The organism is Desulfovibrio cuneatus DSM 11391 (assembly GCF_000430005.1).
GTDB lineage: Bacteria > Desulfobacterota > Desulfovibrionia > Desulfovibrionales > Desulfovibrionaceae > Frigididesulfovibrio > Frigididesulfovibrio cuneatus.
Window position 1 is genome coordinate 1 of record NZ_AUCY01000044.1, and the last position, 24,147, is coordinate 24,147.

At 50.9% G+C, this 24,147-nt stretch carries 24 protein-coding genes; 15 read left to right on the forward strand and 9 right to left on the reverse strand.

Annotated features, from left to right (window positions below; genetic code table 11):
• Nucleotides 1–117: 117 nt before the first annotated feature.
• Both G497_RS0110940 and G497_RS0110945 read left to right on the forward strand, forming a co-directional pair.
• Entirely contained in the window at nt 118–450 is a 333-nt protein-coding gene (locus G497_RS0110940; RefSeq protein WP_500683360.1) for a conjugal transfer lipoprotein TrbH, read from the forward strand.
• 8 nt (nt 451–458) lie between these two features.
• Nucleotides 459–1,784 (forward strand): TrbI/VirB10 family protein, encoded by a 1,326-nt coding sequence (locus G497_RS0110945; protein WP_027188170.1) that lies wholly within the window; start codon nt 459–461, stop codon nt 1,782–1,784.
• Nucleotides 1,785–1,787: 3 nt separating this feature from the next.
• Here G497_RS0110945 and G497_RS0110950 read toward each other — a convergent pair whose 3' ends face one another.
• Nucleotides 1,788–2,138, reverse strand: coding sequence for a type II toxin-antitoxin system HicB family antitoxin (locus G497_RS0110950; RefSeq protein ID WP_034637638.1), 351 nt, complete (start codon nt 2,136–2,138; stop codon nt 1,788–1,790).
• On the reverse strand, nt 2,135–2,389 hold the full coding sequence (locus tag G497_RS19900) for a type II toxin-antitoxin system HicA family toxin (RefSeq protein ID WP_084516234.1): 255 nt from the start codon (nt 2,387–2,389) through the stop codon (nt 2,135–2,137). The genes G497_RS0110950 and G497_RS19900 overlap by 4 nt, the downstream gene beginning before the upstream one ends.
• Before the next feature lie 118 nt (nt 2,390–2,507).
• Here G497_RS19900 and G497_RS17850 point away from each other — a divergent pair, with 118 nt between their 5' ends.
• The 3 genes from G497_RS17850 (at nt 2,508) to G497_RS0110965 (ending at nt 5,471) form a co-directional block, all read left to right on the forward strand.
• A complete protein-coding gene (locus G497_RS17850) occupies nt 2,508–3,716 on the forward strand; it encodes a type IV secretory system conjugative DNA transfer family protein (RefSeq protein WP_051258061.1) in 1,209 nt (402 codons plus the stop codon).
• A gap of 152 nt (nt 3,717–3,868) precedes the next feature.
• Nucleotides 3,869–5,092: a tyrosine-type recombinase/integrase gene (locus G497_RS0110960; RefSeq protein WP_027188172.1), complete on the forward strand. Its 1,224-nt coding sequence runs from the start codon at nt 3,869–3,871 to the stop codon at nt 5,090–5,092.
• A 187-nt stretch (nt 5,093–5,279) separates the two neighbouring features.
• Nucleotides 5,280–5,471, forward strand: a complete 192-nt coding sequence (locus tag G497_RS0110965; RefSeq protein ID WP_034637649.1) for a helix-turn-helix transcriptional regulator — start codon at nt 5,280–5,282, stop codon at nt 5,469–5,471.
• A 594-nt stretch (nt 5,472–6,065) separates the two neighbouring features.
• Here the strand turns inward: G497_RS0110965 and G497_RS0110970 are convergent.
• Together G497_RS0110970 and G497_RS19260 are read right to left on the reverse strand one after the other, a co-directional pair.
• Entirely contained in the window at nt 6,066–7,196 is a 1,131-nt protein-coding gene (locus tag G497_RS0110970) for a cytidine/deoxycytidylate deaminase family protein (protein ID WP_027188174.1), read from the reverse strand.
• A gap of 299 nt (nt 7,197–7,495) precedes the next feature.
• Complete coding sequence (locus tag G497_RS19260) at nt 7,496–10,159, reverse strand: inverse autotransporter beta domain-containing protein (protein ID WP_084516238.1); 2,664 nt, start codon at nt 10,157–10,159, stop codon at nt 7,496–7,498.
• A gap of 608 nt (nt 10,160–10,767) precedes the next feature.
• On the opposite strand from G497_RS19260, the gene G497_RS17860 reads away from it, so the two are divergent.
• The 6 genes from G497_RS17860 to topA all read left to right on the forward strand — a co-directional run bounded on the left by G497_RS17860 (nt 10,768) and on the right by topA (nt 17,561).
• Nucleotides 10,768–11,724 (forward strand): type IV secretory system conjugative DNA transfer family protein, encoded by a 957-nt coding sequence (locus G497_RS17860; RefSeq protein ID WP_051258063.1) that lies wholly within the window; start codon nt 10,768–10,770, stop codon nt 11,722–11,724.
• Nucleotides 11,702–12,190: a conjugative transfer signal peptidase TraF gene (gene traF / locus G497_RS0110985; RefSeq protein ID WP_169726998.1), complete on the forward strand. Its 489-nt coding sequence runs from the start codon at nt 11,702–11,704 to the stop codon at nt 12,188–12,190. The genes G497_RS17860 and traF overlap by 23 nt, the downstream gene beginning before the upstream one ends.
• A 380-nt stretch (nt 12,191–12,570) precedes the next feature.
• Nucleotides 12,571–12,777, forward strand: a complete 207-nt coding sequence (locus tag G497_RS17865; RefSeq protein ID WP_034637642.1) for a hypothetical protein — start codon at nt 12,571–12,573, stop codon at nt 12,775–12,777.
• On the forward strand, nt 12,764–15,184 hold the full coding sequence (locus G497_RS0111000) for a zincin-like metallopeptidase domain-containing protein (protein WP_027188177.1): 2,421 nt from the start codon (nt 12,764–12,766) through the stop codon (nt 15,182–15,184). The genes G497_RS17865 and G497_RS0111000 overlap by 14 nt, the downstream gene beginning before the upstream one ends.
• A complete protein-coding gene (locus G497_RS19905; protein WP_084516243.1) occupies nt 15,181–15,594 on the forward strand; it encodes a DNA N-6-adenine-methyltransferase in 414 nt (137 codons plus the stop codon). Before G497_RS0111000 ends, G497_RS19905 begins: the two co-directional genes overlap by 4 nt.
• 80 nt (nt 15,595–15,674) lie before the next feature.
• On the forward strand, nt 15,675–17,561 hold the full coding sequence (gene topA / locus G497_RS17870) for a type I DNA topoisomerase (protein WP_034637643.1): 1,887 nt from the start codon (nt 15,675–15,677) through the stop codon (nt 17,559–17,561).
• Nucleotides 17,562–17,617: 56 nt separating this feature from the next.
• Here the strand turns inward: topA and G497_RS0111010 are convergent, their stop codons facing one another.
• The 3 genes from G497_RS0111010 to G497_RS0111020 all read right to left on the reverse strand — a co-directional run bounded on the left by G497_RS0111010 (nt 17,618) and on the right by G497_RS0111020 (nt 19,209).
• The gene (locus G497_RS0111010) at nt 17,618–17,908 is read right to left on the reverse strand and encodes a putative quinol monooxygenase (RefSeq protein WP_027188178.1); all 291 of its coding nucleotides are present in this window, start codon (nt 17,906–17,908) and stop codon (nt 17,618–17,620) included.
• Between the two features lie 12 nt (nt 17,909–17,920).
• Nucleotides 17,921–18,706 (reverse strand): alpha/beta fold hydrolase, encoded by a 786-nt coding sequence (locus G497_RS17875; RefSeq protein WP_051258064.1) that lies wholly within the window; start codon nt 18,704–18,706, stop codon nt 17,921–17,923.
• 134 nt (nt 18,707–18,840) lie between these two features.
• A complete protein-coding gene (locus G497_RS0111020; protein WP_027188179.1) occupies nt 18,841–19,209 on the reverse strand; it encodes a winged helix-turn-helix transcriptional regulator in 369 nt (122 codons plus the stop codon).
• A gap of 124 nt (nt 19,210–19,333) precedes the next feature.
• On the opposite strand from G497_RS0111020, the gene G497_RS0111025 reads away from it, so the two are divergent.
• From G497_RS0111025 to G497_RS19910, 3 genes are all read left to right on the forward strand, one after another.
• A complete protein-coding gene (locus tag G497_RS0111025; protein ID WP_027188180.1) occupies nt 19,334–19,867 on the forward strand; it encodes a nitroreductase family protein in 534 nt (177 codons plus the stop codon).
• A 242-nt stretch (nt 19,868–20,109) separates the two neighbouring features.
• Nucleotides 20,110–20,313 (forward strand): hypothetical protein, encoded by a 204-nt coding sequence (locus tag G497_RS0111030; RefSeq protein ID WP_027188181.1) that lies wholly within the window; start codon nt 20,110–20,112, stop codon nt 20,311–20,313.
• 119 nt (nt 20,314–20,432) lie between these two features.
• Complete coding sequence (locus G497_RS19910; RefSeq protein ID WP_027188182.1) at nt 20,433–20,675, forward strand: helix-turn-helix domain-containing protein; 243 nt, start codon at nt 20,433–20,435, stop codon at nt 20,673–20,675.
• Nucleotides 20,676–20,677: 2 nt separating this feature from the next.
• Here G497_RS19910 and traI read toward each other — a convergent pair whose 3' ends face one another.
• Nucleotides 20,678–21,958 carry a TraI/MobA(P) family conjugative relaxase gene (gene traI, locus G497_RS19265; protein ID WP_027188183.1) on the reverse strand — a complete coding sequence of 427 codons (1,281 nt, stop codon included), beginning with the start codon at nt 21,956–21,958 and terminating at the stop codon, nt 20,678–20,680.
• A gap of 804 nt (nt 21,959–22,762) precedes the next feature.
• Here traI and G497_RS20190 point away from each other — a divergent pair.
• The gene (locus tag G497_RS20190) at nt 22,763–23,758 is read left to right on the forward strand and encodes a hypothetical protein (protein ID WP_027188184.1); all 996 of its coding nucleotides are present in this window, start codon (nt 22,763–22,765) and stop codon (nt 23,756–23,758) included.
• Here the strand turns inward: G497_RS20190 and G497_RS19915 are convergent.
• Nucleotides 23,663–24,147 (reverse strand): IS30 family transposase (locus G497_RS19915; RefSeq protein WP_156908065.1); only part of this gene is annotated, 485 nt, incomplete at its 5' end. The genes G497_RS20190 and G497_RS19915 overlap by 96 nt on opposite strands.

Below are 24,147 nucleotides of genomic sequence, written 5' to 3' on the forward strand. Positions count from 1 at the left end.
TGGCTCTGGAGTTACAATAATGAACGCCCTAACATGGGCATTGGCGGCATCACCCCTGCAATGAAGCTTAAACAGGCGGCATAGGCTCTACTTGTTAGAGCTACTAAAAAGGGGAGGATTACCCCTGCAAAGGATGCCAGCAACGGCTTTGCCTCTGCCTTTGAGAATACTCTGCGGGCCAGGGGCTTTACTGTGGCTGCCTCGGAAGGGGCAGATATTGTGGTGGTGGCCTATACCCTGGACGCCTTGGTGGAAGATGGCGAAAAGGTGGCCTGGTATCTGCAATTACGCCTTGCTGATGGCAAAGTTATTGCCCGTTCCTACACGGCAAACGGCCAACCGGAAGCCGGGCAAAGCAGAACCGAGCAAGCCTTTAGAGGCTCCACCGCTGCCAGGGCAGCAGAAAAAGTGCGCCATGCCGTGGATTCCGGCATGGATTCGTTCCAGTAGGAGCCACCATGAGCGACAAAACACCCAACTGTCTTGAACCCACAGGCAAGTTCAAAGTTACCCGCATGAGCCGCTGGCCCCTGTATGCTGTGATGCTGGCAGGCATTTTTCTGCTTGGCGTTCTGGTTTACAGCGTGAACTTTGCCCATAACCAGCAGCAGGAAGAAACAGCCGCCAAAAAGGTGGATATTAAAGAGGAAGAAAAGCCCTTGCTTATGGGGGAAGGCCGGGGCCTTGCCCAGGCACCGCCTGCGGGCTCTCCGGCGATTACGGTGCCGGAAACAAAGCCAACAAATAAAAAAGAACCGCTCATTGTGGTGCAGGGCAAGCAGGAACAAGCAGACGTGTACAGGCAGGAACTGGAAAACTTGCGCCGCATGAAAGCTCAAGGCCAGCTCACAGCCCTTTCTGCTCCCCTTGGAGTAAAAAAAGTCTCTGAAGACGCTGGCCAGCAGGTAAAGCTTGTGCAGGAAACACGGCAAAGTGCCACACCTGATGTAGAGCGTGACCCATACGGCATTCGGGAAAGCAGCTATGACCCAGCTGCCGATAAAGACAAGGAAGCCTTTTTCAGCCGGGCAAATTCCAGCATAGGACACCAGGATGGTGCCCAGTCGCGCAGCGCGAGCGCAGCGGGAATGACATTTCCCGCAAGCGAGGGTGAGTCCCGCACAGGACGTGCGGGCGAACGTGATGTACAGTGGATTCTGCCCCATACCCGCACGGCTGGGCAGCCCCTGGAACTCAAAACAGGAGCCGTCATTCCCGGCGTTATGGTCACTGGCATCAATTCCGATTTGCCCGGCAACATCATTGCCCAAGTGTCACAAAACGTCTTTGATACGGCCAATGGCCAGCACTTGCTGATACCCCAAGGGGCCAAGCTCTTTGGTGTGTATGATTCCCGCGTGATTTACGGGCAAGAACGTGCGCTGGTGGCCTGGAACCGCATTGTGTTTCCCGATGGTTCCGCTGTTACCCTGGGGGCCATGCCCGGTGCCGATATGGCAGGCTATGCTGGCTATACTGACCAGATAAACAACCATTATCTGCGCATTTTCGGCTCTGCCGTTCTTATGAGCATGATTACAGGCGGTATGTCCTACTCAATGGATGCTCTTGGCACATCCAGCACTGGGGGCATGAACAGCACTCCCACCTTGCAGGATGAAATGGGCTCCGCCCTGGCAGCCCAAATGGGCCAGGCCACCATGCAGCTTTTGCAGAAGAACCTGAATATCAAGCCAACCCTGGAAATACGGCCCGGCTACCAGTTCAATATCATTGTGACCAAAGACATGGTGTTTCAGAAGCCGTACAGGGCGGAAAGGTAGGCACTACAAATGATGTTCAACAGACTGATTCAACGTATTGACCAACCAGCTATTCAGGCTTGTGCCGTGCATATCAGCCTGTATTGCAAGCTTTGCGTGCAAGTCCTGTGGCAAGCGCAATGTAACGCGCCCAGAATAAGGCTTGTTAGGCTCATGCCCAGATTTAGCACAGCTTTCAAGGTAAAAATCCACAGCTTCTTCAAAGGCCTTGCGGATTTCTTCAACAGAATCACCGTGAAAGCCTACTATATCATTGATACCTACAAGGTGCCCAATAAGGCAACCATCTTCAGCGCTAAAGTTGATGATGGTTGTATACCCTTTATACGTCATGGCATTGTTTATGTTGCTCATGGTGTTACTCCTAATTTGCTCAGAAAACCTTTTGCGTCGCGCACTTGGTACGGTTTTGCTTCCTTGCCAGGATGTGGCCTGTGGAAGTCTGCCTTCTGTTCGTCGCGTATGAATGCAACACGGGAGCCAGCGCCCTCAACCAATTCACAGTTAAGTGCAAGAAATAACGCTTCAATATCAGCCCATGCTAGCGACTTTGGAGTGGGAGAAGCAAAAATCGCTGCAAGCGTCTTTCGGTGTCTGTTGTTCATGCAATATAGTGTCGTATAGTGGTGTCATTGTCAAGGGGTAAGCCGTTACAAGCTGCTTCCTTCTGCGGGTCTCGTACCCCAAGCCAGCGCTGCATGACAGCCTTTTATGGAGTCTGTCATGCCTGCACAATATGGCCTTGGCACAGAAAAGCCAACGTCTTGCCTGCGCTGGTTGTATCTGCCGTTCATGTTGTTTCTGGCGCTGGGCTGTATGGCGCTGGCAACCCAGCGCATTGCCGCCTACTTTGCCTATCAAGAAGCCCTGGGAACGCCCCTGGGCTTTGCCTTGGGCATTCCCTGGTATGCGCCTTGGGCTGTTTTGGGCTGGTATGAAAAGTTCCGCGCTTATGATGCCTATGGTTTCATGGAACAAGCCGTAACCCAAAGCCAGGCCCTGTTTCTTGTTCCGCAGTTCCTCATTCTTGGCACCTGGCTCAACTTTCTCAGAAAAATGAAGGCCAATGCCAACCTGCATGGCTCTGCCCGCTGGGCCACAGAACGTGAAATACGCATCATGGGCTACCTTGAAGGCAAGGGGGTGTACGTTGGCGGCTGGGTGAAGCGTTTTGCCGGGGCTGCCCTTTTGCGCCGTCTATTGCAGGGCAAGCCAGAAGAGGCGCAGATGTACCTGCGCCACAATGGGCCGGAGCATATCATGGTGTTTGCTCCAACCCGTTCCGGCAAAGGTGTTGGCCTTATTCTGCCCACTTTGCTGGCCTGGGAAGGTTCCAGCATTGTGCTGGATATTAAGGGAGAAAACTGGGCGCTCACGGCTGGCTGGCGCAAGTCGCAAGGGCAAACGGTGCTGCGCTTTGACCCTTCCGATGCCAGCGGGGCTTCGGCTGGCTTTAATCCCCTGGAAGAACTCCGCCTTGATACCCTCATGGCCATTCCAGACGTGCAGAACATGGCAGCCATGCTTGTTGACCCCAACGGCAAGGGGCTTGAAGACCACTGGAGCAAGGCGGCTTTTGCCATGCTGGGCGGTGCCATTCTGCATTGCTGCATCATGATTCAACACAGCCAGAAGCGGCCTGCCAACCTGTATGACCTTTCCTGCATGTTGGCGGATGAAAGCCGCACCATTCAAGACCTGTTCAAAGAAATGGTGGAAACACCTCACGCCGAATTGCTCAAAGCCGTTTTCCCTGAAGGGGAAGGAGGCGACAAGGCCCATACCTTTATTGCCAGCTCCGCCAGGGAAATGCTGAACAAGGCGGAAAATGTTACTTGTATTTTCCACTTGTCCCACAACATGCATTTTTTTAATTTTATCAGACTGTTACCGGACATTCTGACCTCTTGTTTGTACGCCAAAATCCGGTAAAATCTACCCCATTTGCTGGTATATTTGCTGGTACAGATTTGGGGGGTATTTCCCAATAAGGACAGTAAAATACGTCATTGCAGCAATGGTTTTTTGAGGCTTCAAAATGAGTGCATGTGGTGGACAGCAACTACACGATGGGAGAGCATGGCATGAAACTGACTGATACCTTTGTAAAAAACAGAAAAGGCAACGGAGCCGTGCAAAAGCACACAGATGGCGGGGGGCTGTACCTCTACATCACACCGGAAGGCGCAAAGTCCTGGCGCTTAGGTTACAGGTTTATGAACAGGCAAAAAATACTGGTCATTGGGCCATACCCCACCATTGGGCTGAGAGAAGCACGGGAACGGCGGGAAGCTGCCAAAAAGATGCTTCTGGATAACATAGACCCCAGCACCGCCAAGCAGGAAGCAAAGGCCATTGCTGCCAACGCCGCAAAAAGCTCTTTTCACATAATCGCCCTGGAGTGGCTGAACAAATATTCCATTAACTGGACGAAAGCTTACAGGGGCCACATTCTACGCCGCCTGGAGAAATATGTATTTCCCTCTCTGGGCAAGCGGCCCATTAAAAGCATTACCGCGCCGGAACTCTTGGAAGCCTTGCGCCGTGCTGAAAATAAAGGAGCGGGCTTTATGGCGCATCAGGCCTTAAGCGAATGTGGGCGCATTTTTCGCTATGCCATTGCCACAGGCCGGGCAGAACGCGACATTGCCGCCGACCTTCGCGGAGCCCTGACCCCGAAACGCAGCAAACACTTTGCAGCCATTACAGAGCCACAGTCCATAGGCAGGCTGCTTTGCTCTTTGGAAGAGTATAACGGCACGTTTACCTTGCGTTGTGCCTTGCGCCTTTCTCCCTTGGTGTTTGTTCGCCCCAATGAGCTTGCCCTGGCGGAGTGGAAAGAAATCAACTTTGACAGCAACGAGTGGCGCATTCCAGGGGTGCGCATGAAAATGCGGCAAACGCACATTGTACCGCTGGCCCCCCAGGCCGTGAGCATCCTGCGGGAACTGCACAAGTTATCAAGCCAGGGGCGCTTTGTTTTCCCTGCCAGAGGCAATACAGACAACGATACCCCCATGAACCGCGTCAGCCTTGTTCGTGCCTTGCGCATAGCCGGATACTCCAAAGAAGAAATGACCCAGCATGGATTCCGGGCAATGGCTTCTACCATGCTCAACGAACTGGGCTACAACCGGGACTGGATAGAACGCCAGCTTGCCCACGGCGACAGAAACGGCGTCCGGGCTGCATACAACTATGCTGAATACCTGCCGGAGCGCCGCCGCATGATGGAAGAATGGGCAAATTACTTGGACACATTGCGCGAGAAAGCTCGCCAACACAAACAGGAGCCAGGGAAACGCTGATTTATTCCGTTTGGCGGCGTTGCATCACTTTTTTTGAAACAGTCATGGACGGAAGAGTCCACTCCTGCTTCAAAAAAAGCTCGCGCCTTGCCAAACGAAATAACTGCGCGTTTCCCAAATGCCATTTAATTAGTGCTTCCCTAAAATCATGACCAAACGCGCACACACAGAATGCACACCAAAACCAATGCCACAGGAAGGCTTTGTCCGGCTGCCCCAGGTGCTGCATGTGCTGAGCATAAGTGCCTCTGCATGGTGGAACGGGGTAAAAACAGGCAAGTACCCACAATCCGTCAAACTCGGCCCCCGCACCACAGTCTGGAAGGTGGAAGAGATACGGGCGCTCATCCGGCAAACAGAAGCCCAGGGCAAGGCGTGAAAATGCTTTTTTTGGAGTATCGTCCAAAACTGCATAAGAACACATAGGAAGCAATAAGAAGACATACGAACGCATAATATCGCATACGAATGCATACAAAGACATAGGAAGCAATAATAAGGCATAATTTTGCCCATTTTATGCTATATTATGCCTTTCTATGCGTTCCTATTACTTCTTATGCGTTTCAATGTCGAAAGGAGAGGACAGGACAAAGGAAGTGGGCCTACCTTTTTAGGTCGGCCCCTTCCAATCTTGCCCTGCCCCTGCGATTCCTTGGGGTGCGGGGCTACTTATTCGCCCTGGCGGGCTCAACGTAAATACCGAGCAAGTTTCTTAAAATCACCATCGGGCTTACTGCATTCTTTTCTCAAACCATTACCCCAAGCGGGTGGCGAGGTTGGCGAGTTGGTTGAGAGATATGGCCCTTTTCTTCCATGCCAGAATGAGGACGCAAGAGAGCTGGTCTGACCTTGATTAGGGCAATTTCAAAGTGAAATTGCCCTAATTGCTAATGTTGATCAAACATTCAAGCTTGTTATACTTTTTATGGGCCGACCAATTTCTTATAAATGAGCGGAATAATCATTTTTCTCAGTCAGGTAGCGCAATATTTTGAACCAAGCCAAGAGTCTCTTCCCCTTTCCAGTCTTCATAAACAATAATGCCATCTTGGTGGGTATTGTTCCCATCTTTCCGGGTATGTGTGAACACACCGTTTGTGAGAGACGCCTTCCAGGCGGTTTTGTTGTTTATATATTCAAGTTGTTCAACTTTTTTACAAGGGGCGGAGGGTGCACAAACATAAAATGAATCATCTACAACTTGAGCAATATTCTTCACCCCAGCCCAGTCTACATAGCTGATAAAGAGCGTGGGGGAAACATTCCAAGTGCCTTTTTTTGAGTAGCTTATTACACCTGTTTGCCATAATTTTTGAGCCTTCCCCGCTGCGCCAATGAGCTCAGGCAAGTTTGATTTTGATAAAAGGACGGCTGCTTGCAAAACGGGTTTATTCTCTGCGTAGGTCACAGCGTAGGTAGTAAGATCTGTTTTAGCTGAGGCGTAAATTTTTTCTGCGTCAGACGTGAGCAAATAATCCGTAATTGAGGGATTTTTATGTTCCTTCCTATACTTACTCCAGCCGGAATCCAGTTCTTGTTTCTGCTTCATTTCGGTTGGGGTTGCAACAGTATACACTCTTGGGTAATTAATGTCGGTTAACGCCTTGGCCACGTTGCCGAATTCGGGGTCTTCCTGCACAAAAACAACACGTTCCGTTTCCACCATGCTGAGCATGCCCGTGCACATGGCGCATGGTTCTAGGCTAGTATAAACCACATAGCCTTTTGGCATGTATTTGTTTGTCAATATACTGGAAAGATACCTGGTTGCCAGCCGTACCTCACCATGCTGGTTACTGTTGCCAAGGGCCTTTACGGAGTTGCGTGTCCAAAAAACTGGAATACCGTTTGGGTCCACAAGAATAGAACCAATATTATGCCCACGGGCCGGATTCGTGTTGCCCTGTTGCCAGTCATTATGAACAAACGCCAAGGTAAGCAGGGAAAGAATATGATCCCGTTCTTTCTGCACACCAGAAAGCGCACTTGAGTCGGTTTTAGTATCAGGGGCCTGAAGAGCCTGTGCAGAAGGAATGACGGCAAGCCAACCTAATGAAAGGAAAACAGCAAGAAACAGTGAATTACAAAGTCGTTTTTTCATTTTGCCTCCAAGGTTTTGTTTGCATATGTTGCTAGTTTTTTATTGCCTCTCTTTTATTCATTGTGCGAAGGCGTGCAGTTTGCTCCTCCTTTTTTGCTACTGGCAATTTGGCCCGCACAAAGGCAAGGTTTAAAGCGGGGAAAGGAAAGACCTTTCCCCTGTTAAGGCATAAAGCGCCCCGCAAGCTCTTTGAACATCATATTTTCATGCACTCTAGGCTTTCTCATGGCAAAGTGCGTGCGGGGCTTTTAAACAAAGGCAAAAAGGTATCCTTAGTCGCGGAGGCAAACCACGCGGCTCTAGCGAACACACGACACGACACGAAAGACCGTGTCGCTGTACGCGCCGCCGAAGCCACCGCTCAGACTGAAGCTCCAGTGCTTGCCTGGGCCGCCGGCGTCGGACGACCACGCGGAGCCGAGCGCCCAGCCCTGGCCGATCATCGTGCCTGAGTTGAAGAGGTCGAGTAATTCTTGTTTGCTCGGCAGTCGCCACCCTGTTTGCCCATTGATGGTTTGGGTTGTGCAAGCGGTGTTGGCATCGTTCCAGGTTAGGGCGTTGTTGTCGATCGGCCGCCAGATGAGATTGCCATAGTCAACATAGCCTGTGGGGAGATTGCCTGTCGTCAGGCTGGTCGACGACACGACGGTTTGCGGGGTCGTGCCATCCGTGGCGACAACGTAGAGGGTGTAGGCAGTACTGTATTTGAGGTCAGTGAAGTTGATGGTGCTGCTACCATTGATGAGGCTGACAGTGGTGGCACTGGCGAAAACATCGCTGACCGATGGTGGTGTTTGTATACTCTCCCGGAGAATGTAGAAGCCGGTGCCGGCTTTGTCACTCGTGACCGCAGCACTGGCGGTGTGGTAGTAGGTGCCTTGGGTGAGGTTTCCAAGGGTGGTGACGGGTGATCCGGCTATTACCGTCACATCCGTTATTGTCACGCTCTGGCTGGTGTTGCCTGCCTGCATCGTCAAAACAACAGGCGTTGTCGTCACGTTATCCAGCCGCACAACAAATTCCCCATTGCCGTTTGTGATGTAGGTTTGGCTGAAATCCGCCGCATGGGCAGTACCCACTGAGAAGAGGGAACCAAGATATTCACCAGCTTGGGCCATGAAGGTTGTGGGCGCAGGCGCTGCGGCTTCCGCCAGGGTCACCCCACCACCAGCACTCACCCGCACAGTCTGCCCGGCAACGTACTTGTCAAAACCGTTGCGAATGCGGAACTTAAACTGGTTGGTACCCACCTTGCCAAGGTAGTCCACATGGTAATTGTCTTTGGCCTTATATTCCAGAATCATCCGGTTTTCTCTATCCACAAATTCATGGCGGCTACCGCCCACGGTGCGCATTGCCGCCACCTTGCTGTGGCTGGTCTGTTCATCCCACGGCATGCTGAAATTGTAGGTAAAACGCAGGCCAAATTCTGTATCGCTCTTGCCCCGTTCCGTGGTGCGCTGGTTTACAAAGCCGGATACCAGCGGAATGGGCGTGTATTCCAGCCCATAGCTCCACACCTTGGGGTCTTTTTCCAGGCTTTTGGCCCCGAACATACCTACGTTATCGCCATACCATTGGGTTAAAGCCCCGGTCAGGGCAATGTTGCGGTAGAAGGGCATATAGCCTTTGGCCCGCACGTCCCACCCTTCAGCAGCGCGTTCCTGCACAAAGTCGCCGTCATAATCGTAGGAATCTTTCCAGCTTGAAAGTGGGGCGTAGTAGTTTGAAGCAAGGTGAATCCAGTCGTACTGGCCTTCAATGCCCACCCCGCCGCGTGCGTGACTGCGGGTGAAGTCATAATCGTAAAAGGCGTTGTAGCCCAGCATCCAATTGCCCGCGTCTTCAGCAATGCCTTTGTTCACCGCCTGCGGGTACCAACGCTGGCCCACACCAAAGTTGCCAATCCAGCGGTCTTTGGAATCTTCCGCGTTCATACTGCGGGTGCCAAGCTGAGTATACACCGTGGTGTACTGGCTGTCGTACAGGGGCAGCAGCAAGTCACCCTCGCCGTTTACCTTACCGTCCCAATCTACCATAAAATTCAGGCGAGCCTTGGCACCACCATAAGGGCTTTGATACAGCCCCATAAACATGCCTTCGGCAGCGGTGTTGGCAAGACCCATGCCGTAGTTCAGGCTTCTATCCATCATCAGGCGGGTGGGGTCCATGCCATCCATACTGCCGTAACCGCCTTGGCCAGTGGTGCGGCGTCCACCGCTTGTGGGGTCGGAATAGCGGTAGTTCTGCCCGGTAGCCGGGTCATAGCCCGGTTCCTGATAGCCCATGCTGCCCGTGGTGCCATTAGGCCCGTAGCCAAGGCCGGAACCCGCATAGGCAGCGGCCCGCTTGCCGTTGTAGCCGGAAGCGCTGTCTTCCCCGCCAGCTATACGCACTGTGCCGTCGGCATGGAAGCCAAGGCCTTGATCGGCATTGGGGTTGTATGGGTCGTTGCGGGTGCTGGTCAGCCCCGGCATGCCCATTACGCTGGTGGCAGCGTTGAACAGCACTTCACTGGTGCTTTTGGGACGGGTGGTGGCCAAAGACGTGGATTGCCGCGTCTGGTCTTCGGCCTTCCTCGCAATGACAGGGGCAGAGGTTTCTGATGGAACAGAGGCGGCAGAATACACCGAAGGGGTGCTTGTAGCAGAAGAAACACTTGTGGATGCAGGCTGTACCGTAGCGGTCTCACTCTTGTCATTGCGAGCGGCAACGCCGCGCGGCAATCCAAGCCTTTGTTCCGTCACTTTCGCAGCAACCGCCTTTGCCGCCTTGTCCATTTCCAATGCTTTGGCAATGGCGGTTGCACGCTCGGCACTGTTCAACCGGGCATGCACACGGGCGGTGGCAGGGTTTTGCCCCTGCCCTGTGGCACTCCCGGCCAAGGGCACGGAAATAACAAAAGTGAACATAAGAACTAGTGCCACAAGGCGAAACAATGGATGATGACGGCGTAAATGCATACGGTTACCTCAAATAAACGGGTGACAATAACAAAAGCCAAGAGCCCCAGCGTGTATTGAGCTTTCTTTATGCGCTTATTCATACAAAAATGCAATGCTATACAGTCTGATACAGCCTCATACAGTTTCATTATGCTGCATGGAACAGCATATTATCGTTCAGATTTCGTACCCGCTAAAAAGAGTATTGTTTTTTTTCTGCGTTTTTCGTTGAGCCAGAGGCGAATAAGCAAACCCGACCCTCAAAAGTGGGGTAAGGGCAGGACTGGAAGAGGGCTACCTTAAAAAGGTAGGTACACTTCCTTTGTCCTGTCCTCTCCTTTCGATATACAAATATAAAAAATGATGTAGGAACATAAACTCTTTTTTGCTGGTGTAATTCCCTGCATAGGGTTTTAAGGCTGTTCAACGGAATGCAAGGCGTTGCAATATTCTGCAAACAACTCGCCGTAGTGTTTCATAGGCGTGCAGATTCCGTCAGTATGTTTCAAGCAAGTAAGACTGCCTCCCTAACATCCTGCCCTACTCACAAAAATTGCTGGTATACTTGCTGGTACGCAATACATTTTGTAGAAAATTATTTATATATTTCAATCAGATAAAACACATTGACGAACAAGGCGGAAAATGAAGCTTCCGGTGTTGTTTCCACCGCCTTGACCAACCTTGCCCTGTATCGTGATCCGGTGGTGGCTCTGAACACCGCTGCCTGTGACTTTCGTATTCACGACCTCATGAACCATGACAAGCCAGTAAATCTGTACCTGGTGATTTCGCCTGCGGATATTGACCGTATGCGGCCTTTGCTGCGCCTCATGGTGGATATGATTGTGCGCCGCATCTGCTCCAAAATGGAGTTTGCCGATGGTTCCAGCAAGGCAGGCTACAAGCACCGCCTGTTGCTTTTGCTGGATGAATTCACCTCCCTTGGCAAGCTGCCCATCATGGAAAAGGCCCTGGCCTACATAGCAGGTTACGGCGGCAAGGTTTACATCATCGTGCAGGACATAACCCAGCTCAACGCGGTGTACGGCAAAGATAACGCCCTCATGGCCAACTGCCATGTGCGTATAGCCTACGCCCCCAACACTATTGAAACAGCCAAAACCCTTTCCGATATGACGGGCAAAACAACGGTGGTGGAAGAAAAGGTTTCCCTTTCCGGCTCCCGTTCCGGGCACATGAAAAATGCTTCTGTGAACATGACAGAAACAGCCCGGCCCCTGCTTACCCCTGATGAATGTATGCGCCTTCCCGGTGCGGAAAAAGACAGCCAGGGCAAGGTATTCAAGCCCGGCGACATGCTGATATTCACTGCCGGGCAATCGCCCATTTATGGCAGGCAGATTCTGTATTTCTTTGATCCAGTGTTTTCTATCCGCTCCAAAGTGCCTGTGCCCGGCCTGAACAAGACATACCCCAGCGGCATTACCGATTCCCTGTATTCCCCTCGCCCTGCGGCCTGGTATGCAGGGCCTGCTGCACCTTCCAGCCCTCAACCCCCTACACCTCAAGCAGAGCCAACACCACAGGAGCCCTCCAGTGAACGCTATTTCATGGAGTAAATCCTCCTGGTGGCTGGCGGTGCCTTATGCCCTGGTTCTTGTGGGCTGCCTTGCCCATGCTGCGGGCTTTCGCATCAATCCCACGCCTTCCCTGCCCAAAGGGCTTTACCGCCTGACTGAAGGGCCTCCGGTCAAAGGCGACCTGGTGACGTTTTGCCTGCAAGGCGAGTTTGCAGAGCTGGCTTTGCAGCGTGGTTATCTGCAAGCCGGTTCCTGTCCTTCCGGGCTTCGTCCATTGCTGAAACGCCTGGCAGGCCTGCCCGGCGATTACATAGAGGCCGATGCCTTGGCTATTCGCTCTGTGGATAGCCAGGGGCGGCACATGCCTTCTGTTTTACAGTCCGGCGTCATTCCATCCGGCATGGCTTTTGTGCTGGCAGACCATGCAGGCAGCTTTGATAGTCGCTATTTCGGCTGCGTTCCGTTGCAAAGCCTGCACCAGATGGAGAAAGTTCTTACATGGTAAAAAAAGTCAGCACGATGGAGTAACTCCAAAGTGCTGAATAAAGACATAAGAACGCTCGCTCCCTTAGGAATTCCCCTGATACTCCCGCACGCCATCTACATTTATCATTTGTGTTTGCGAGGTCCATCCCTCAATCGACATAACAAACAACCCACTAGTCAATAGGCCAACTGTTGTTATTAGTCCCAGAATCATCTTAGTTGTTTTCTTCATCTGGAGCCTCCATTGAATATAACCAACTATTTTCCAATGCTTCTGCTCCATTCTTTGCTTGGCGTAGTGGATTCGAACCACCTCAGGGGAAATCTTAAGAGAACGAACATAAATAATACAATAATAATGAACCAGAAAGAAAGCAACATCTAACAGGAGAAAACATTATGCACGACAAAGAATACCTGACCGCTGCGGCCAACATGGTTGGGCAACAATTGGCAGAGGAGCCATCCCTTGCCTTGCCCCTTGACCCGGACGTGGCCGATTTCATGGGCGCATTCACTGAAGACGCCCTGACCCTTGCCGACCTGGTGGACGACACCTTGCTTGCCATGAATGAACAAGGGGAGGTGTGCTATGGCCAGAAGTAAAGCAGATAAGCCAAAGCGCCCCCCGTTCCATGAAGAGTTTGCCGAAAAGATTATTGCCCACCTGAAGGCTGGCACTGCGCCCTGGCAGGTTCCATGGCACCCCGGCAAGTCTCCTTCAACGCCGTTCAACCCTGCTTCGGGCACGGTGTATAAGGGCATGAACCGCTTGAATTTGGCGCTTTCGGGCTATGACGATCCGCGCTGGATGACCTTGCTGCAAGCCAACCAGCAAGAGCTGCGCATTGTGCCGGGCAGCAAAGCCACTCCGGTGGTGTGCTACCAGTTTACCAAAGAGCAAGACCGCCTGGATGATGACGGCAAGCCCGTGCTGGGGGAAGATGGCAAGCCAGAAAAGCAGATGGTGCCGCTGGAAAAACCCATTGTGCGCTTTGCCCATGTGTTCAATGCGGAGCAGATTGAAGGTATTCCCCCGCTAGACCTTACTGACCGGGCCTTTGCATGGGAGCCTGTGGAAAAGGCAGAAAACATTCTGGCGGCTTCCGGGGCAACCATAAAGCACGACCAAAGTAACCGCGCCTTTTACCGTTACGCTACCGATACCATTCACTTGCCCCCGCGTGAGAACTTTGAAGAGCCTGGCCTCTTCTATGATACCGCCTTGCATGAATTGGGGCACTGGACGCGCCATTCCACCCGCTTAAACCGGAAAAACGGCCCCTTCGGCTCGGAACTCTATGCCCGTGAAGAGTTGCGGGCAGAAATCGCTTCCTGGATGATTGGGCAAGATATTGGCATTCCCCACAGTCCAGACCAACATGCTTCCTATGTGGAGTCTTGGGTAGAGGTTTTAAAGAATGACCCCTATGAAATTATGCGGGCCTGCCGGGATGCAGAACAGATTAAAGACTATGTGCTGGGGCTGGAAATGAACAAGGAACTCCAACAGGAATCTCCAGAAAACAAGGTTTTGTGGAGTAATGAGCGGGAAAAGCAAGAAGAAATTGCCGCCATGATGGGCGTTCCATTTATTCCGGCCAAAGAAAATACACGCCTTGAGGTTCAGCCGCGCAACCTTGAAGAAAAGAAAGAAATATGGCGTCTTGGCGGGAAGTGGGATGATGAAAACAAACACTGGTTTGTGCCTGAAGGGGCAAACCTTGCGCCTTTGGCTGCGTGGCTGCCTGGTAAAGAAGTAGAAAATGATGTTGCGGCTATGGGGATTCCCACCCAACAGGCCAAAGAAAAAACCTATCTGGCCGTGCCTTACAAAGAAAAGGAACAGGCCAAAAAGTTCGGGGCCAAGTGGGATAAGGAAAACAAGCTCTGGTATGCCCCGGAAGGAACCGACCTGAAGCCCCTTGCCCGCTGGCTGCCGGAACAGCAAAGAACACCGGAACCGCCCACTACCCTGTCCCCACAAGAGGAATTTGCTCACGCCCTGGAAGGCTTTGGGCTGGATTTGCGGGGCAAGGCCCCTATCATGGACGGGCAAATACACCGTGTTCCGCTTATTGGCAGAAATGGCGGAGACCTTGACGGCGCATATTGCGGCTATCTGGATGACCGTCCTGCTGGCTGGATGCAGAATTTCAGTGCAGGCGAGAAGCATACCTGGCTTGCCACGGGGCACACGCTGACCAAAGAACAAGTGGAAGTGCAACGAGTGGAAATCGCCAGAAAGCAGGAAGAGCGCCAGAAAATCATTCGAGACCAACAGCAAAAAACAGCACGAGACGCTTTTACAGAGTGGGTAGGCAGCGAGTATGCCGCCAATGACAATCCGTATCTCCAGGCAAAAGGTGTTCCCGCCTATGGGCTGCGTGAAGATTTGGACAGAAACCTTCTTGTGCCCGTAGTGAATGCGCAAAAGGAAATGCGGGGCTTGCAGTTCATTGCCCCGGATGGGGAAAAACGGTTCATGTACGGTATGGAAAAAAGCGGAAACTTCCACATGATTGGCGACTATGGGCTTGACCACCCTGGCGCTACTCCCTTTGACGACAAAGGAAGAAACCTTGCCCAAGGGGAAATTCTGCTTGCTGAAGGCTATGCTACCGGAGCAACGCTTCACATGGCAACGGAAAAACCTGTGGCCGTTGCCTTTGACGCTGGCAACCTTGAACCTGTGGCCAAAGCCCTGCGAGAACAGTTCCCCAATGCCGCTATTACCATTTGTGCAGACAACGACCACCAGCACACCCGCAAAACCCCGGAAGGCACAGAACTCTGGAACAAGGGTGTTGTTCTGGCCCAGGAGGCTGCCAAAGCTGTAGGCGGCAAGGTTGTGGCCCCTCTCTTTAATGAAGAGGAAAGGGCACGGGGCCTGACGGACTTTAACGATCTGCATCAATCTCGTGGGTTGGAGGAAGTGACAAAACAGGTGGGCCAGGCGCTGGTAAAAGTACAATCCCGTGTTCAGGATAAATCGCGGGGGTTGTCCTTATGAGTGTACATTTTTCCAGCAAGAAAGATGATTGGGCAACCCCGTGGGATTTGTTCCATATGTGTGAAAAAGCCTATGGCCCTTTCTCTTTAGATGTTTGTGCAACAACAAAAAATGCAAAATGCCAAAGATTCTTCAGCCCCAAGGCTAATGGCCTGATGCAGCCTTGGTATGGTGTTTGTTGGATGAATCCTCCTTATGGCCGTATTATTGGAAAATGGCTTAAAAAGGCTATAATTGAATCACAAAGAGGCATTCGGGTTGTTTCCTTGCTCCCAGTTCAAACAGATACAACATGGTGGCATGAATATGTTTTGCCACATGGGTATGTCCATTTTTTGCTAGGGAGAGTGCGCTTTCAAGGTGCAAAACGTGTAGCACCATTCCCCAGTGCTATCGTTGTATTTGGTTAATCTCTTATTCTCCTGACAATATTTCTGCGGGCCTCGCGCCCCAGCCCAGCGCCGCATGACGGCCTCCACAAGGAAATGTCATGTGTGCAAAATTGCTTATTCTCGAATCCCCCGGCAAAGTGAAGAAAGTGCAGGAAATCCTTGGCTCCGGCTGGAAGGTTGCAGCCTCTGTTGGGCATGTGCGTGATCTGCCTGTAAAGGAAATGGGCGTGACCGCGCCAGACTTCAAACCTCAGTACATTCCAACTGACCGGGGCAAAGAGGTGCTTTCCCGCCTTGCTGCTTTGGTAAAAAATGCCGAAGCCGTTTACCTGGCCACAGACCCTGACCGCGAAGGCGAAGCCATTGCCTGGCACCTGCAAGATGCCCTCAAGCTCAAAGACGCCAAGCGCGTTACCTATTCAGAAATTACGGATTCTGCCATTAAAGAAGCTCTGTCTGCCCCCCGCGCCATTGATATGCATTTGGTAGCCGCTCAGGAAGGGCGCAGAGCCCTGGATAGGTTGTGCGGCTATATGGTTTCCGGCCCACTCTCCAACGCTGCCGGAGAAAAACTTTCTGCTGGCCGGGTGCAGAGTCCGGCAGTGCGCCTGGTGGTGGAACGGGAGCGGGAAATCAAAAGCTTTCAAAGCACTACGCACTACACGGTGGAAGCCACCTTTGAAAGTGTGGACAACATTACAGACGGCTGGAAGGCTGCATGGCAAGTGGAAAAATGGCTGGCTTGCCAGGAAGGCAAGCTGCCGCGCAGCGCGAGTGAAGGCGCAGCCACGGCTGCGCCAAGCGAGAGGGAGTGTCTCACAGGAAGTGAGGCCGACCGTTATATGGTAGACAAAGGCATTGCTGAAAAGGTTGCCGCCCTTCGTGCCTTTGAGATTGTGGATTGCAAGGAAACGGAAAACGCCTCTGCACCGCCTGCGCCGTTCACCACGTCCAGCTTGCAACAGGCTGCATCCAATGCCCTGAAGTTTACGCCCAAGCAAACCATGCAGTTGGCCCAAAAGCTGTATGAAGGCGGGCACATTACCTACATGCGTACCGATTCTCCCAACCTATCCAAAGAGGCTGTGCAGGCATTGCGGGCTTTTTGCGAAGGAAAAGGCTGGCCAGTGGTAGACAAGCCCCGAACCTGGAAATCCAAGGAAGGGGCACAAGAAGCCCATGAGGCCATACGCCCCACGCATGTGGAGATTGAAGAAGCCGGGGAAACGGCTGACGAAAAAGCGCTGTATCGCCTTATTCGCCTGCGCTCTTTGGCCAGCCAGTTGGCGGATGCCTTGTATGCCGTGCGGATTCTGCAACTGAAGGCAGCAGTTGACGGCAAAACAGTCCTCTTTGAGGCAAAAGGCCGAACCTTGCTTGCCCCAGGCTGGAAAATGCTGACGCAGCAGGACGCCACCGTGGATGCCGAGGCAGACAGCGACACCCAGGAACCGGATAACCCGGTGCCAGCCATGAAGCCTGGCTCCGTAGCAACCGCCTTAACAGGCACTGTGCTTACCAAAAAGACGAAACCCGCTGCACGGTTTACAGAAGCCAGCCTGGTACGTGAACTGGAGAAAAGAGGCATTGGCCGTCCTTCTACCTACGCCGCCATTCTGGATACCATCATGAGCCGGGGCTATGTAAAAACAGACAAGCGAAACCTTGTGCCAACTCCCTTGGGGGAAACGGTGGTGGATGCCCTGCGCTGTAAGTTCAGCTTTGCAGACTATGAATTCACCCGCTCTATGGAACAGGCCCTAGACGACATTGCAGAAGGCAAGGCAGAATACCGCGCTGTTGTGGCCAAGGCCCATGCCCAGCTTGAGGCAGAATTGCAAACTTTCGCCAAAGCCTCTGGCAAGGCCTGCCCCAAGTGCGGCAAGCCTATGGTGCATAGGGTGAAAAAGCCCGGCAAAGACGGCAAAGGCGGCTATGACTTTTGGGGGTGTACGGGTTGGCCAGAGTGTAAGGAAGCTTTGTAACAAGAATGAGTTGAGCGGCAGTGTTGCCGCTCAACTCATTCTTGTTACAGGAAATGTCAAAATAGGCTTTTGGTTTTGGTAATACTAAGAGCTACAGCTTTCCCCTCAATTGCCATGACGAAATCCTTAAAATGCGGAGTTTCGTTATGCTCTTCAATTGCTTTTTCAGACTTCCATTCTTCAATCACAAAAAAATGTCCGGGAAGACTCATATTTTCAGTAAGATCATAAACAATGTTTCCCGTTTCGGTGCGGCTGCCTTCAACGAGAGACTGCAACACAGGAAAAAGTTCCTGCCTGTATTCCGGCTTAAGTTTGATTTCAGCGACTATTTTTATTGAATCCATAATGCTCAGACCTTACACAAGAAAACCATCAACTATGGAAATGAACTGTTCAAGATTCTCGACACAACCGCCATGCCCGGTTTCCATCTCCGCATACTGAGCGTTAGAAATAACTTTCATTAATTCCTTAGAATGCGCAATCGGTACTATGTAATCGTGAACGCAGCCAACTACTAAAGTCTCCTGCTGCATGGCTCTGGCTTCTTTCATAACATTGATGCGCAAATCCAGATCAATCTGGCGGGCTGCGCCTTTCCAATCCGTTGTTGTAAAAATAGCTTCTACGGTATCTCTCACCGCGCAATCAGGCATACCAGCCACAAATGCCGGGCTGAAAGCCGTAAAGAGGAAGGTTTCCGCCAAAAGTTTCGGATTCGTTTCCGCCATCTCTTTCCACATCCTGAACTGCAACTGCGAACGGGCGTCTTCCGTAGAGGTAAAACCAGCAAGCAGTATCACTTTCCCCACACGATCCGGATAATTAGCCGCGAGATACATGGCAACACAGGTTCCCAGAGAATGGCCTGCAATATCGAACTGCTGAAGACCAGCATGCTCAGCAGTGGCTAACACCTGCTCCGCAAGCAACTCGATAGTGAGTGGTTCGTTGCTATCTTGTGTACGACCAGAGCCTGAATAGTTGGGGAAAACTACTGTACGCTTGGACGAGAAATGCTTTGCCACTTCCGTCCAGGTGTTCTCCGCTGACTGACCTGTTCCATGAACGAGAACAAGGCCATTGCCTTTTCCGGTGATTGAGTATTCGATCTGACAATTTTTGTAAGGCGCAAACGGCATAGGTGTATCTCCTGATAATGTAAAGTAGTTGGAACAAGGGATACATCCTATGCGTGATTGCTGTTAAAGCAAGTACGCACTTTTTTGTTGTATAGTACCTAAAAAGAAACCTTTGAGGTGTTTTTTCAAGTGCCCTATTTCTCAACCATGTGGGTTGCGCAGCAAGAAGACTCGACAATTCCATGAGATGAAGCATAGTTTGTGCTCCACTGACATAAAGCATCTAATGCAGGAATGAGTTTTGTGCCTTCTTCTGCCAAACGGTATTCAACCTTTGGTGGCACAACTGGATACACCGTGCGGGTTATGAGCCCAGCTTCTTCAAGCTCCCGTAACTGCTGCGTAAGCATTTTTTGAGTTATCCCGTTAAGCAGGCGCTTCAATTCGCGGAATCGGGCGACTCCATTTCTCAATTGCCACAGAATTACCATTTTCCATTTTCCGCCAACAATATCCATCGCAAGCGTCAACATGCAAACATATGATGGTTTGATCAGACCCATAATTCCCCTTATTGTATCATTTTAGATACTACGTATGAAAAAAGTGCGTTCTTGCGATTAAAATACCACAAAGGGTATAAGGAGACAAGGAAACAACCTACACCCTGTATCATAAGGAGACTTTATGGAATTTCTTCAACTTGCCAAAGAACGCCACTCCGTTCGAAAGTTTCACTCTAAGCCTGTAGAAATGGCAAAACTTCAGAATATACTTGAAGCTGGCAGGGTTGCACCCACTGCAGCTAATTTTCAACCCCAACGGTTTCTGGTGGTATCAGAACCGGGTGGGCTTTCCAAATTGGACAAGGCTGGCAACATGCACGGCGCTCCACTTGCTATCGTAGTGTGCAGCCTCAAAGACAAGTCATGGCAACGTCCTCAGGACGGGCACTCTATGGTGGATATTGACGCGACTATCCCCACTACGCATATGATGCTCCAGGCTTGGTCGGAAGGGGTCGCTTCATGCTGGATAACATGGTTTGACCCGGCGGTGGTACGTAGCGAGTTCTCTTTGCCGGATAATGTTATTCCAGTGAACATACTTGTACTCGGATATTCTGACGATAAGGCGCAAACTCCTTGTCGCCATCAACAACAGCGTATTCCGCTTAACGAAATGGTGTGGAAAGAATCTTTGCCCTGCTCTTTGAAGTAAGGGTACGCTCACATTTTGATTTCAAAGTTTCGCCCAAGCTGCTGCGCACAGCAAGGCCTTACCATCAGCATGCCGCATGGCGTATGCACCTAATGCCTTTTGTGAACAGTATCCCAGGGAGGCAGGATTGACCTGCCTCCCCTTGGGCGAATAATCGCTTTCGTCTTTTGGAGGAAAGACACTTTTGCCTGTGGCATGCTCGCCATATGCGGATTGCTCCAACATATGATGGAGCGTACATTATGAAAAAAGACAATAGTGAAAGACTCAGTGAGCTTGACTGCAAAGTTCAGGATGTCACCAGTTTGATATTTGCATTATGCGAAGAACGCATACGAGTGACAAGGGGAAAACCCTCTCCGCAGTTGCTTGCACTGGTAGCTTCCTCACTTGCTGTGAAGGAGGCTATTCGTGTTTTTTTGGCCATTGCACACTTATCTGAATAACTTTTAACCCTTTGCCCACGGTAACGTGGGCATTTAGTCGCAACATTTGTTCACCCATAGGTAAATTATGACACCTATAGGTGAACCACGGACACTCCTCTCTTCGCTATACTGCTGTAATGGCAGAAAGGCGAAAATCATCAAACTCTTTTGGAATAATACTCCGCACGTACAGGCAGGGAAATGGCTTGACTCAGGAGCAGTTGAGCGAACGCGTAGACGTTGTTCGTTCTTTTATCTGCGCATTGGAGAACGGCAAAAAACAGCCCAGCCTGGATATGATTTTTCGTCTGGCCTCTGCTCTTGAAGTAAAACCCGGTGAACTGGTGGACGCGGCGGCGGAAAAATCCGCCGGGCGATAGGACTACCGCCCCAGACCCTGCTGACGCATTACCGTTTCTGCCCGAATGATCACATTCCCCTCCTGAAATATCCCTTTCCCCCACTTGGCCTGCCCGTATAGCTTCGCCATCTCTGCCGCCTCGGCATTGCCAACTGAAAAAAACACCTTTTGCCCTGCGTCGCGCACAATGCCACCGTTGGAGAGCATAAAGATAACAGTTCCTTTGTTGTCCACTTTCCAGGTGTAGCTTTGTGGTGTGAGAGACCGTTTGCTCTGCATGACTTCTTCCATGCGCAGCACGGCCAGCAACTGTTTTTTGCCTGTAGCTGTGAGGTTAGCATTCTCCAGTGTTGCTCGTTGCTGGCTTGCAAGCTGTGCCTTGGCAAAAGCATATTCCAGCCCGTGCTGGCTCCAGTCTTTTGTGGGCTTGCTTTGGCTTATGGTCTTTTCCGGCGGGGTCTCCCCCTGCCGGGAGCGCAGCACCGCCAGGGCTACTTCGTTGCCTTGCTCTGCTTGATGCTGCAAAAATCCGCTCCAGGAAGAAAAAGGTAGCTCTTGCCGGAGGCATTCCCGTTCCGGCTGCATGGCCAGCCGGGCTTTGGCCAAGGCTTCGGCTTCGTGTTTGCGGGCCAGGGCCAAAAGATTGCGCCGATTGCACTTGGCAATGTTCATGGGCTCTATCTCCTGGCGTTTGGTTTCCCATTGCAGGCGAATAGCGGCTAGAGTCCTGACTTCTTGCTCCTTGATTGTTTGCAGCTTTTCTTTGCGGGTTTCAATGGCCTTTTGGTAGGCGGCAAACAATTGCCCACGCTCCGGGGAGCGGTGAAGTGGCTCTGCCCGATAACGGGAATGTTCCTGCACTGCTTCAAAATTTTGCACCCTCATAAATGGCCCCAGGCGGCTCTCCAGCTTTTTCAGGGACAAGCTTCTATCAAGCGCACTGGCCTTCATGGCTGCCTTGCTGTGTGCATCCTTAACAGCCAAGCCGTTTCCGTGGGGGACCAAGGCCATACCGTACCCGGCAAAGGCTTCATGCAGGGCCTGCCAATCTTTAGCAGACTCCAAGGCTTGCAGAATACTTGCTTGATGGCCCTTGGCATAGCTCTCAAAGCTTTGCTGCCCGGTGTGGGCTTCCAGCATGGCAGCGGTTTGGCTTAATGCTTCGCTGCGCGTTTTTTGCTCTGGCTGTTTGCCTCTGTCCACAGCCAGGCCTAATTCTTGCTCAAGTTCCCTGCACAGGGCGTCACGGATGCGAAAATCCCGAAACTCTTTATGCCAGGTGTGCTTTTCCGGGTGGATCATGTTGCAATGTCAAGAACTCAATAAAGGTATTTAATTACAGGGCATTAACATTACCTGCTCCTTCATAACCCCCCAGTATCTACCCCTAAAATATGTGGCTGTAAAAAGCCTTTTTCAGACGGTATGGAATCCCATAAGTAGATAATAGGCCGTATGGCCCGTTTCCGCCTTGTTCGTCAATGTGTTCTATGTGACTGAAATATATAAATAAATTTTCAAAAAATGTATTGTGTACCAGCAAATATACCAGCAATTATTTGGTCTTCTCATAACGCATGGCTAATAGCTTGCAACAAGCTCATGCAGCGGAGTTTGAAAAGGAGAAGGCTCATTCGGCAAACCCAAGGCCAGGGCAATGCTTGAAAATGCTTTTTCTGGAGTATCCTCCAAAATTGCATAAGGCCACATAGGAAGCAATACGAAGACATACGAACGCATAATATCGCATAAGAAGGCATACAAAGACATAGGAAGCAATAATATTACATAATTTTGCCCATAGTATGCAATATTTTGCCTTTCTATGCGTTCCTAGTGCTTTCTATGCATTCCTATGCTGAAAACAGAGGACAGGACAAAAGAAGTGGGCCTACCTTTTTACGTAGCCTCCCTTCCAGTCCTGCCCTCACTTGGGTTCGGGGCTGCTTATTCGCCCTGGCGGGCTCAACGCGGGAAAGGTCAATATTTAACGTATCAAAATGGGTCGATAAGATAGAAACTGTAAATATGCACATTGGCGTATTGTAAAAAACAAAATCTACCAGTAAAATACAATAACAACTAATTACGCTGAGGGAGATTGCTATGTTATTTGAGACTACTGCCCAACAAATTCAGAATCTTTCCCCCGATCAGCTTATTGCCCTAATGAACCGCCTCATTTGTGCTGAGGCAATTAGGGTCGGCATTCCGCTTTATAAGGCCCATATCCCGGAACAAATTACCATTCCTGATGGTGGAGAAGATGGAAGAATCAACTGTTCTTTAAATGCAGTATTACAAACTACATACTTCCCATCGAACTTTATAGTCTTTCAATCGAAAGCGGGTAAAATAACACCTGCATTAGTCAAAAGAGAAATTTGGAAAAAGAAGACGGGAACAGAACAGAGAAAAGCGGAATTAAGTGAAGCGCTATCAGCTGTTATTAAAAATAATGGCAGCTATATCTTATTTATGAGTAAACCTTTGGTAGGGAAAACGCTTGTTCAGTATGAAAACATACTAGCGGGTGCCATTCGTGAAGCTGGTGGAGACCCCTCCCTAGTCCATGCACTAAAAATTTATGATGCAAATAAAATATCTGTTTGGGCCAATACGCACCAAGGTGTTGCCTTATGGCTTAATGAAATATTAAAGGGTAAAGACTACGCAGGCTTTTCATCCTATGAACACTGGGGTCGACTGCCAGAAGTTCATTCTTCTGAATGGGTAGGAGAAGAAACACCCCGCTTTATTCTTCAGGGGGGGAATCTTCCGAGTGGAGATACGGGAGAAGATACTAAAAAAGTCTCATTTGTGCATGCACGTGAACTTCTTATCTCACATCTTTCAGAACCCAAAAGTATCATTCGAATAGCCGGGGCATCTGGCATTGGGAAGACACGTTTTGCCCATCAACTTTTTCTTGGGGAAAGCACCGTAAATAAAATATGCTCCGCAAATATAATATATTGCAGATACTGCGACGTCGCGGGTTCAACTTCAAAGTGCAACACCCGCTGTTTGACTGTTAGCGTATTCCAAAAAGGTTGTATAGGGGGTTTTGAACCCCAGGCACTTTCTTGGCCTCCAATTTAAGCGGCACATTGCCTCGACAATTCTGTTCTTGGTGACATCTGCAAGGCTTACTCCCTTAGGAAAGTATTGGCGTAGAAGCCCGTTTGTATTTTCATTCAGTCCACGTTCCCAAGAGTGATACGGGTGGGCAAAATAACCATTGGCTTCAAGCTTGCTGGAAATCTCAGCGTGGTAGCTGAATTCCTTGCCATTGTCATAGGTGATGGTGTGCACATATTCCTTGATGGGACTCAAAAGTCCAAGGATAACCCTTGTGACTTCACTGGCAGACTTATTTTGCGCTTTACCTACCAACGTCAAACGGCTTTTCCTCTCTGCCAGGGTAACAAGAACGGGGCCGCCCTTACTGCCCTCAACCACGTCGGCCTCCCAGTCGCCAAGGCGTGAGC

Bases quoted from the DNA above. Each gene is read 5' to 3' on its own strand.
- G497_RS0110945 (WP_027188170.1), top strand. From the start codon at position 459: ATGAGCGACAAAACACCCAACTGTCTTGAACCCACAGGCAAGTTCAAA.
- G497_RS0110950 (WP_034637638.1), bottom strand. From the start codon at position 2,138: ATGAGCAACATAAACAATGCCATGACGTATAAAGGGTATACAACCATC.
- G497_RS19900 (WP_084516234.1), bottom strand. From the start codon at position 2,389: ATGAACAACAGACACCGAAAGACGCTTGCAGCGATTTTTGCTTCTCCC.
- G497_RS17850 (WP_051258061.1), top strand. From the start codon at position 2,508: ATGCCTGCACAATATGGCCTTGGCACAGAAAAGCCAACGTCTTGCCTG.
- G497_RS0110960 (WP_027188172.1), top strand. From the start codon at position 3,869: ATGAAACTGACTGATACCTTTGTAAAAAACAGAAAAGGCAACGGAGCC.
- G497_RS0110965 (WP_034637649.1), top strand. From the start codon at position 5,280: ATGCCACAGGAAGGCTTTGTCCGGCTGCCCCAGGTGCTGCATGTGCTG.
- G497_RS0110970 (WP_027188174.1), bottom strand. From the start codon at position 7,196: ATGAAAAAACGACTTTGTAATTCACTGTTTCTTGCTGTTTTCCTTTCA.
- G497_RS19260 (WP_084516238.1), bottom strand. From the start codon at position 10,159: ATGCATTTACGCCGTCATCATCCATTGTTTCGCCTTGTGGCACTAGTT.
- G497_RS17865 (WP_034637642.1), top strand. From the start codon at position 12,571: ATGCACGACAAAGAATACCTGACCGCTGCGGCCAACATGGTTGGGCAA.
- G497_RS0111000 (WP_027188177.1), top strand. From the start codon at position 12,764: ATGGCCAGAAGTAAAGCAGATAAGCCAAAGCGCCCCCCGTTCCATGAA.
- G497_RS19905 (WP_084516243.1), top strand. From the start codon at position 15,181: ATGAGTGTACATTTTTCCAGCAAGAAAGATGATTGGGCAACCCCGTGG.
- topA (WP_034637643.1), top strand. From the start codon at position 15,675: ATGTGTGCAAAATTGCTTATTCTCGAATCCCCCGGCAAAGTGAAGAAA.
- G497_RS0111010 (WP_027188178.1), bottom strand. From the start codon at position 17,908: ATGGATTCAATAAAAATAGTCGCTGAAATCAAACTTAAGCCGGAATAC.
- G497_RS17875 (WP_051258064.1), bottom strand. From the start codon at position 18,706: ATGCCGTTTGCGCCTTACAAAAATTGTCAGATCGAATACTCAATCACC.
- G497_RS0111020 (WP_027188179.1), bottom strand. From the start codon at position 19,209: ATGGGTCTGATCAAACCATCATATGTTTGCATGTTGACGCTTGCGATG.
- G497_RS0111025 (WP_027188180.1), top strand. From the start codon at position 19,334: ATGGAATTTCTTCAACTTGCCAAAGAACGCCACTCCGTTCGAAAGTTT.
- G497_RS0111030 (WP_027188181.1), top strand. From the start codon at position 20,110: ATGAAAAAAGACAATAGTGAAAGACTCAGTGAGCTTGACTGCAAAGTT.
- G497_RS19910 (WP_027188182.1), top strand. From the start codon at position 20,433: ATGGCAGAAAGGCGAAAATCATCAAACTCTTTTGGAATAATACTCCGC.
- traI (WP_027188183.1), bottom strand. From the start codon at position 21,958: ATGATCCACCCGGAAAAGCACACCTGGCATAAAGAGTTTCGGGATTTT.
- G497_RS20190 (WP_027188184.1), top strand. From the start codon at position 22,763: ATGTTATTTGAGACTACTGCCCAACAAATTCAGAATCTTTCCCCCGAT.